Origin of the sequence: Mesorhizobium sp. M8A.F.Ca.ET.021.01.1.1 (genome assembly GCF_003998025.1) — a bacterium.
GTDB lineage: Bacteria > Pseudomonadota > Alphaproteobacteria > Rhizobiales > Rhizobiaceae > Mesorhizobium.
The window spans coordinates 1-6,169 of record NZ_RZSJ01000365.1; the positions used below are offsets into that span (position 1 = coordinate 1).

General features: G+C 63.8%; 7 protein-coding genes and 1 pseudogene. 3 read left to right on the forward strand and 5 right to left on the reverse strand.

Annotation, left to right across the window (positions count from 1 at the left end):
• A pseudogene (locus tag EOA36_RS23895) lies at nt 1-330 on the forward strand (tetracycline resistance MFS efflux pump); the annotation flags it as partial.
• Nucleotides 331-561: 231 nt separating this feature from the next.
• Here EOA36_RS23895 and EOA36_RS23905 read toward each other — a convergent pair.
• The 3 genes from EOA36_RS23905 to carA form a co-directional block, all read right to left on the reverse strand.
• Nucleotides 562-960, reverse strand: coding sequence for a helix-turn-helix transcriptional regulator (locus EOA36_RS23905; protein WP_245464452.1), 399 nt, complete (start codon nt 958-960; stop codon nt 562-564).
• A complete protein-coding gene (locus tag EOA36_RS23910) occupies nt 942-1,208 on the reverse strand; it encodes a type II toxin-antitoxin system RelE/ParE family toxin (protein ID WP_127279691.1) in 267 nt (88 codons plus the stop codon). The genes EOA36_RS23905 and EOA36_RS23910 overlap by 19 nt, the downstream gene beginning before the upstream one ends.
• Nucleotides 1,209-1,276: 68 nt before the next feature.
• Complete coding sequence (gene carA, locus EOA36_RS23915) at nt 1,277-2,494, reverse strand: glutamine-hydrolyzing carbamoyl-phosphate synthase small subunit (RefSeq protein ID WP_127279692.1); 1,218 nt, start codon at nt 2,492-2,494, stop codon at nt 1,277-1,279.
• A 275-nt stretch (nt 2,495-2,769) separates the two neighbouring features.
• Between carA and EOA36_RS23920 the strand changes: the two genes are divergently transcribed.
• Entirely contained in the window at nt 2,770-3,219 is a 450-nt protein-coding gene (locus EOA36_RS23920) for a GatB/YqeY domain-containing protein (RefSeq protein ID WP_127279693.1), read from the forward strand.
• Nucleotides 3,220-3,280: 61 nt separating this feature from the next.
• On the opposite strand, the gene EOA36_RS23925 is transcribed toward EOA36_RS23920, so the two are convergent.
• Entirely contained in the window at nt 3,281-4,207 is a 927-nt protein-coding gene (locus EOA36_RS23925; protein WP_127279694.1) for a LysR family transcriptional regulator, read from the reverse strand.
• Between the two features lie 100 nt (nt 4,208-4,307).
• On the opposite strand from EOA36_RS23925, the gene EOA36_RS23930 reads away from it, so the two are divergent.
• A complete protein-coding gene (locus tag EOA36_RS23930; protein ID WP_127279695.1) occupies nt 4,308-5,099 on the forward strand; it encodes an alpha/beta fold hydrolase in 792 nt (263 codons plus the stop codon).
• Nucleotides 5,100-5,127: 28 nt separating this feature from the next.
• On the opposite strand, the gene EOA36_RS23935 is transcribed toward EOA36_RS23930, so the two are convergent.
• On the reverse strand, nt 5,128-6,111 hold the full coding sequence (locus EOA36_RS23935; RefSeq protein WP_127279696.1) for a hypothetical protein: 984 nt from the start codon (nt 6,109-6,111) through the stop codon (nt 5,128-5,130).
• Nucleotides 6,112-6,169: the final 58 nt, after the last annotated feature.

Here is a 6,169-nt window from a genome sequence, read left to right on the forward strand (position 1 = left end):
GTGATCGTCGTCGGTTGCCTGGAGGCGCTGGCCGATCCGCCGCTGAGAAGCCTCGCCGCCGCCAAGGTGCCGCCTTCGGCACAAGGCGAGCTGCAGGGCGCGATGACCTCGATCTTCTCGATCACCTCGATCATCACGCCGCTGCTCTATACCGCGATCTTTTCCTGGTTCACCGGACCCAGCGCGCCCGTCACCTTCGGCGGCGCGCCCTATCTGGTCGGCGCGTGCTTCCTGGTGCTGGCGGTCATCGTCTTCGTCACCAAGGTGACGAGACCGGCGACAATCGGAAACGCCGCCGCCGATGTGGCTGAAGACGGAGCACAGGCATGAGCCATGACGGCCGCATCGCGCTGACCAGTGACGGGCTGTCGCTGTCGCGCCTGGTCTTTGGCGCGTGGCGCCTGCTGGATGGTGGCGTGCGCCCGGACGCCGGTGCTCGGTTCGATGAAGCCGGAACGTCTGGCTTCCATGGCCAAAGCACTGAATATCGTGCTCGACCGCCAGCAATGGTTCACTATCCTGGAAGCCAGCGAAGGCCGGCCGGTGGCGTGAGGTTGGGGATCAGGCTTCAATCCATTCGCCGGGGACATCCAACGCCTTTGCCAGCATCGTGCTGGTTTGCGCGGAGGGTTTGCGGCGATTGGATTCAATGTCCGACAGGAAGCCCTGACTGACCCCAATGGTCCGCGCCAGGTCGGCTTGCGTCAGCTTGCGCCAGTTGCGCAGCGCCTTGAGGCGGCTGGAACCTCGCAAAATATCCATGGTCACCTCGGCGGGCAGGGCCTTTTCAGCTTTGAACTCAGACTTCCGCTCATCGTAGATAGCCACATCCGCAGCGTCTTCCTGGGCTTCTTCGGCCGCATGCAGCAATGCCTCGTAATCCGCCTTCGGGATAACGACCAGTTCTTCGCCGGTCGAGGTCCTTATGATTTGAGGGGCGTTCATGATGTCCTGTCCCATGGCCTGCTGTAGGTCGTCGTTTCACGCTTGCCGATATAGATCGCAAGGATCGTGGTGCGATCTTCATCGAATATGACGCGGTAGCGGCCAATCCGGAGCCTATAGCCGTCCCTGCCGGAAAGGCGCTTTACATCTCCACGGCCGCTGGCCGCGTAAGCGATCAAACCCTCGGAAACCTGCTCGCGGACATCAGCCGGCAGGTTGTCGAGATCGCGAGCCGCCGGTGCCGAAAGAACGATCGTCTTCACGAGTACAAATATCGCATAAATATCGCTCTTTGTTAAGCGATATTATCGCAGCCGCCGATTTTGCGGGATCAGGCCCGCTCGGCCAGCAATTCCTCACCGCGCTTCTGGCGGATCAGGTTGACGAAGCGGCGGAACAGATAGTGCGAATCCTGCGGGCCGGGCGAAGCCTCGGGGTGGTGCTGGACGGAAAATACCGGACGGCCGGTGAGCGCGATGCCGCAATTCGAGCCGTCGAACAGCGAGACATGGGTTTCCTCGACACCCGCGGGCAGCGAGTCGGCATCGACGGCAAAGCCATGGTTCATCGAGACGATCTCGACCTTGCCGGTTGTGTGATCCTTGACCGGGTGGTTGGCGCCGTGATGGCCCTGATGCATCTTGGCGGTCTTACCGCCCAGCGCCAGCGCCAGCATCTGATGGCCGAGGCAGATGCCGAACACGGGGATGTCGGTCTTGAGCAGGTCCTGGATGACCGGCACGGCATAGTCGCCCGTGGCTTCCGGATCGCCGGGGCCATTGGAGAGGAAGATGCCGTCGGGCTGCATGGCGAGGATTTCCTCCGAACCGGTGCTGGCCGGAACCACCGTCACCTTGGCGCCGAGGCCGGCGAGCAGGCGCAATATGTTGCGCTTGACGCCGTAGTCGATGGCCACGACGTGCAACGAAGGCTCGTCCTGCTCGCCAAAGCCTTCGTTCCAGACCCAGGGCGTCTCGCGCCAGACCGAGGACTGGCCCGACGTGACCTCCTTGGCGAGATCGAGCCCGATCAGGCCCGACCATGCGGCGGCGCGCCGCTTCAGGTCGGCGAGGTCGAAGACGCCGTCGGGCGCGTGCGCGATGACGGCGTTGGCCATGCCTTTTTCGCGGATCAGCGCGGTGAGCGCGCGGGTGTCGATGCCCGAGAGCGCGACGATGCCGCGCTTCTTCAGCCATTGATCGAGATCGCCGGCGGCGCGGTAATTGGACGGGTTGGTGACATTGGCCTTGAACACGGCGCCGACGGCGCCGGCGCGGGCGGCCGGGTTGAGGTCTTCGATGTCCTCGCCATTGGTGCCGATGTTGCCGATATGCGGGAAGGTGAAGGTGACGATCTGGCCGGCATAGGAAGGGTCGGTGAGGATTTCCTGGTAGCCGGTGAGTGCCGTGTTGAAGCAGACTTCGGCCACCGCCGAGCCGGTGGCGCCGAGGCCGCGACCCTCGATGACGGTGCCGTCTGCCAGCACCAGAAGGGCGGTCGGCTTTTCAGTGGCCCAGGGTGGGGTCAGCGCGGGCGTCATCTCGGCCATGGCGGCACTCCTATCAGGCCGCGCTGCAACGAGCCCGGCGGGCCATCTGCGCGGCAAAGGGCGCGAAGCAGCGATTTCGCAGCCTCCACGCAGTCAAGCTTCAGTTCATGCAAGGCCCAGTACATAGGGGAAGGGGGCAGGGCGGTCAATGATCATGCGAAACGCCGCCGCGATTTATTTCATTGAGGAATATCATAGGCTTGCCCTGGCATATGAGGGTTTGCGTTGGCCTGTCCCCGGCGCTATTGTCCGCGCCGACCGAAGGAGAGAGATCAATGCGCGCGAAAATCGCCGAATCCCTGAAGACCGCGATGAAGGCGCAGGACAAGCACCGGCTGCCGACATTGCGGCTGATCCAGGCCGCCATCCACGATCGCGACATCGCCAATCGCGGTGCCGGCAAGGACCCTGCCAGCGACGAGGAAATCCTGCAGATCCTGGCCAAGATGGTGAAGCAGCGCGAGGAATCGGCCAAGGCCTTCGAGGACGGCAAGCGGCCGGAACTGGCGGCTCAGGAGCGCGGCGAGATGGAGATCATCCGCGGCTTCCTGCCGACGCAGCTTGACGATGCGGCGGTCACGGCGGCGGCGCGCGAGGCGATTGCCGCCACCGGTGCGGCCAGCCAGAAGGACATGGGCAAGGTGATCGCCGCGCTCAAGCAGAAATATGCCGGCCAGATGGATTTCGGCAAGGCAAGCGGCATCGTCAAGGGGCTGCTGCAGTAGGGCTTTTACCCGCGCGTCGGCAGGCGTCCAACACGGCCACTCACGGCAAAGCCGTAGCTTGCTATTGGGTTGATTTCCCAGGCTCCAACGCACGGCGCAAAGCCGGCGCTTCCTGCTGGATATGGTTCCACAGACGGTGGGCGACCGGCCCGTGCGGCCGGTCGCGGCGGCGCGCCACGACCAAGTCGTCGGTGCGGCCCGGCAGATGACTGCCGGCAATGGACAGGAGCTGCCCGTCGCGCAGCTCTTCCGCGATCAGGAAATGCGGCAGGTGGCCCCAGCCGAGGCCTTGGAGGATGATTTCCTTCTTCATGGCTTGATCGGGGACCAGACATTGCGGCGCGCCTTCGACCACGAAGTAGTCCTGTCGTGGTGAATGCAGGGCGGTGTCGCGCATCACGCATTGGGTGAATGCCTGCATCTTCTCCAGTGTGATCGGTCGTTCGATGCACTCGGGCAGGAAGCCCGGCGCCACCACGGGAATGAAGGGCACCTTGCTGAGGTCGATCCATTCGATCCGTGCGTCGCCCTTGTCGATCCAGTGCAGGATCAGATCGGCTTTGTCGTCGAAAAGACGCTCCGACGGGCCGCCGACGGCTTCGAAATGGAGATGCAGCCGGGTGCCGGGGCATTGGGCGAAGAACCGTCCGAGCATGCCCAGCACCCGCGGGCGCGGGCAGAGGTCGCCGATCACGACATGGATTTCGCTTTCCTCGCCCATCGAAAGCTGGGCGGCATGGACGCGCAGGCCGTCCAGTTCGCGCAGCAGCTGCTGCGCGCGCCGCTGGAACGACAGCCCCGCTTCCGTCGCACGAACGCGATAGCCGCTGCGGTCAAGAAGAACCAGATCGAGCTGCCGTTCGAGCTTGGCGACAGCGGCGAACACCGCCGGGTGCGAGCGGTGCAGCATGGCCGCGGCCGGCTGAAAGCCGCCGGTGCGGATCACGGCTTCGAAGCACTGAAGATCGTGCAAGGTGAACTCGGCCATGTCAGCTTTGATTACAGAGATTGTCCTATCTTTGTAATATCACTAAAGCCCGACCACGGCTACGCTTTGCCTCATTCAACGTTCCAAGAGGATCTTCAACATGAGCGAGCTGAATTTCGTGACTGTCGGCGACGGCACGCGCATCGCCTATCGCTTCGACGGCGACGCCGGAAAGCCGGTGCTGGTGCTGTCCAACTCCATCGCCACCACGCTGCATATGTGGGATGGGCAGGTCGGCGAACTGTCCAGGCATTTCCGCGTTCTGCGCTACGACTTTCGTGGTCATGGCGGGTCGAGCGCGCCAGTCGGCGCCTATTCCCTCGACCGGCTTGGCCGCGACGTGATCGAACTCATCGATGCGCTCGGCCTCGGGCGCGTGCATTTTCTCGGCCTGTCGCTCGGCGGTTTCGTCGGGCAGTGGCTTGGCGTTCATGCGCCCGAGCGGATCGACCGGCTGATTCTGAGCAACACCTCGTCTCACCTTTCGCCAGCAAGTTATTTCGACGAGCGGATTGCCGTCGTGCGGCAGGCGCCGGACATGTCGGAAACGGCCGAAGTGTTTCTCAACAACTGGTTCCCGGCGGACATGGTGGCGGCCAACGAACCCGTCATTGAGGAATTCCGCGCTATGCTGCTTGCGATCGACCGGCAAGGCCTGGCCGGCCTGTTCGCGGCGGTTCGTGATGCCGATCTTCGCCGCACCATCGCGCTGATCTCCCGGCCGACGCTGGTGATCGCCGGCGAGCACGACACGGTGACGGCGGCGAGCCATAGCGAGCTGATCGCGGCCGCGGTGCCCGGCGCGAAGCTCGTCGTGCTGCCCGCGGTCCACTTGTCGAACGTGGAATACCCCGCTGAGTTCATGAAGGCCGTGCTCGATTTCCTGCACTAAGCCGGTGCAGGGCGCCGTGGGTACCGTCTCACGGCTCCTTGCAGATCGGCAGTGGCTGCGCAGGTGGTGCGGGATGATCCTGCTTATATTGGGCGATGACAGGCTCGAGGGTTTTTCGCGGCCAGAATTTCGGCGTACCGATCTCCTTCAGGCAGGATGCGTTCCAGTAGGTGCCTGAAGCGGAATGGCCGCTCGCAATGGCGGCGATGTCGCGCGATTCCGGGTAGATGTAGAGCGTCGTCGGATTGTCCTTCACCATCGAGATGAGTTGCCTGGCATCGGCCGGGGACCAACTGGTGCAGCCATTGCTGCGGCCGCCGGCATAGTCCACCAGCTTGCCGAACGGCACCATGCCGTCGTGGTCGGCATAGGCGCTGTTCGGGGTCTTGCGCATGCACATGGTGCGCAGCACCTGCGCCGCGTGGCCGCCGATCACGCGCTGCCTGGCGTTGGCGGCCTCGCCTTCGCCGTCGAACTGGATGAAAGTGCGCTGGAAAGCCACGTCCTGTTTCGCGCCGGTGCGATAAAAGCCCTTGAACGAGGTTTTCGCTTCGCGGGTCATGTAGGCGCCGCCGGCGGTCAGTTCCGAATCCATGGCGTTGCCGAAGTTCTTGGCGCAGCGCCTGCCGTTCGAAAAGTTCACGGTGCCTTTCAGGTTCCGGCCGCCGCCATGGCCCGCCGAAATCGCGCGAAACGACTGGCTGGCTTCGCACACGACATAGTAGCGGCGTCCCAGCACGCCATTGCCGAGATCGCCGGGACGGGTGGCGTCCATGGCGAAATAGCAGGGGTTCCGGACGGCGCCCTGCGCCACTTTCTGCAGGTAAAGCGAGCGCGCCCGCTCCAGCACCACTTGTGAAATCTGGCCGTCGGCGTTGCCGACGTGGGCCTGCAGCCAGGCGGGAACGGCCGATGGCGCGGCAAAGGATCGGGCCGATGCCGTCAGGGCAATGACGACGACGAGGAGGCCGAGGAGCGTAACGACACCCAACGGGACAGATCTCAACCGCACCGGACCCATTCTCCTGTCGAAGCCGTTCGTGATTCCCCACGATGAATCACTCAAGCAC

Coding starts and splice junctions, on each gene's coding strand:
- EOA36_RS23930 (WP_127279695.1), top strand. CDS start 4,308: ATGAGCGAGCTGAATTTCGTGACTGTCGGCGACGGCACGCGCATCGCC.
- EOA36_RS23925 (WP_127279694.1), bottom strand. CDS start 4,207: ATGGCCGAGTTCACCTTGCACGATCTTCAGTGCTTCGAAGCCGTGATC.
- EOA36_RS23905 (WP_245464452.1), bottom strand. CDS start 960: ATGGGACAGGACATCATGAACGCCCCTCAAATCATAAGGACCTCGACC.
- carA (WP_127279692.1), bottom strand. CDS start 2,494: ATGGCCGAGATGACGCCCGCGCTGACCCCACCCTGGGCCACTGAAAAG.
- EOA36_RS23920 (WP_127279693.1), top strand. CDS start 2,770: ATGCGCGCGAAAATCGCCGAATCCCTGAAGACCGCGATGAAGGCGCAG.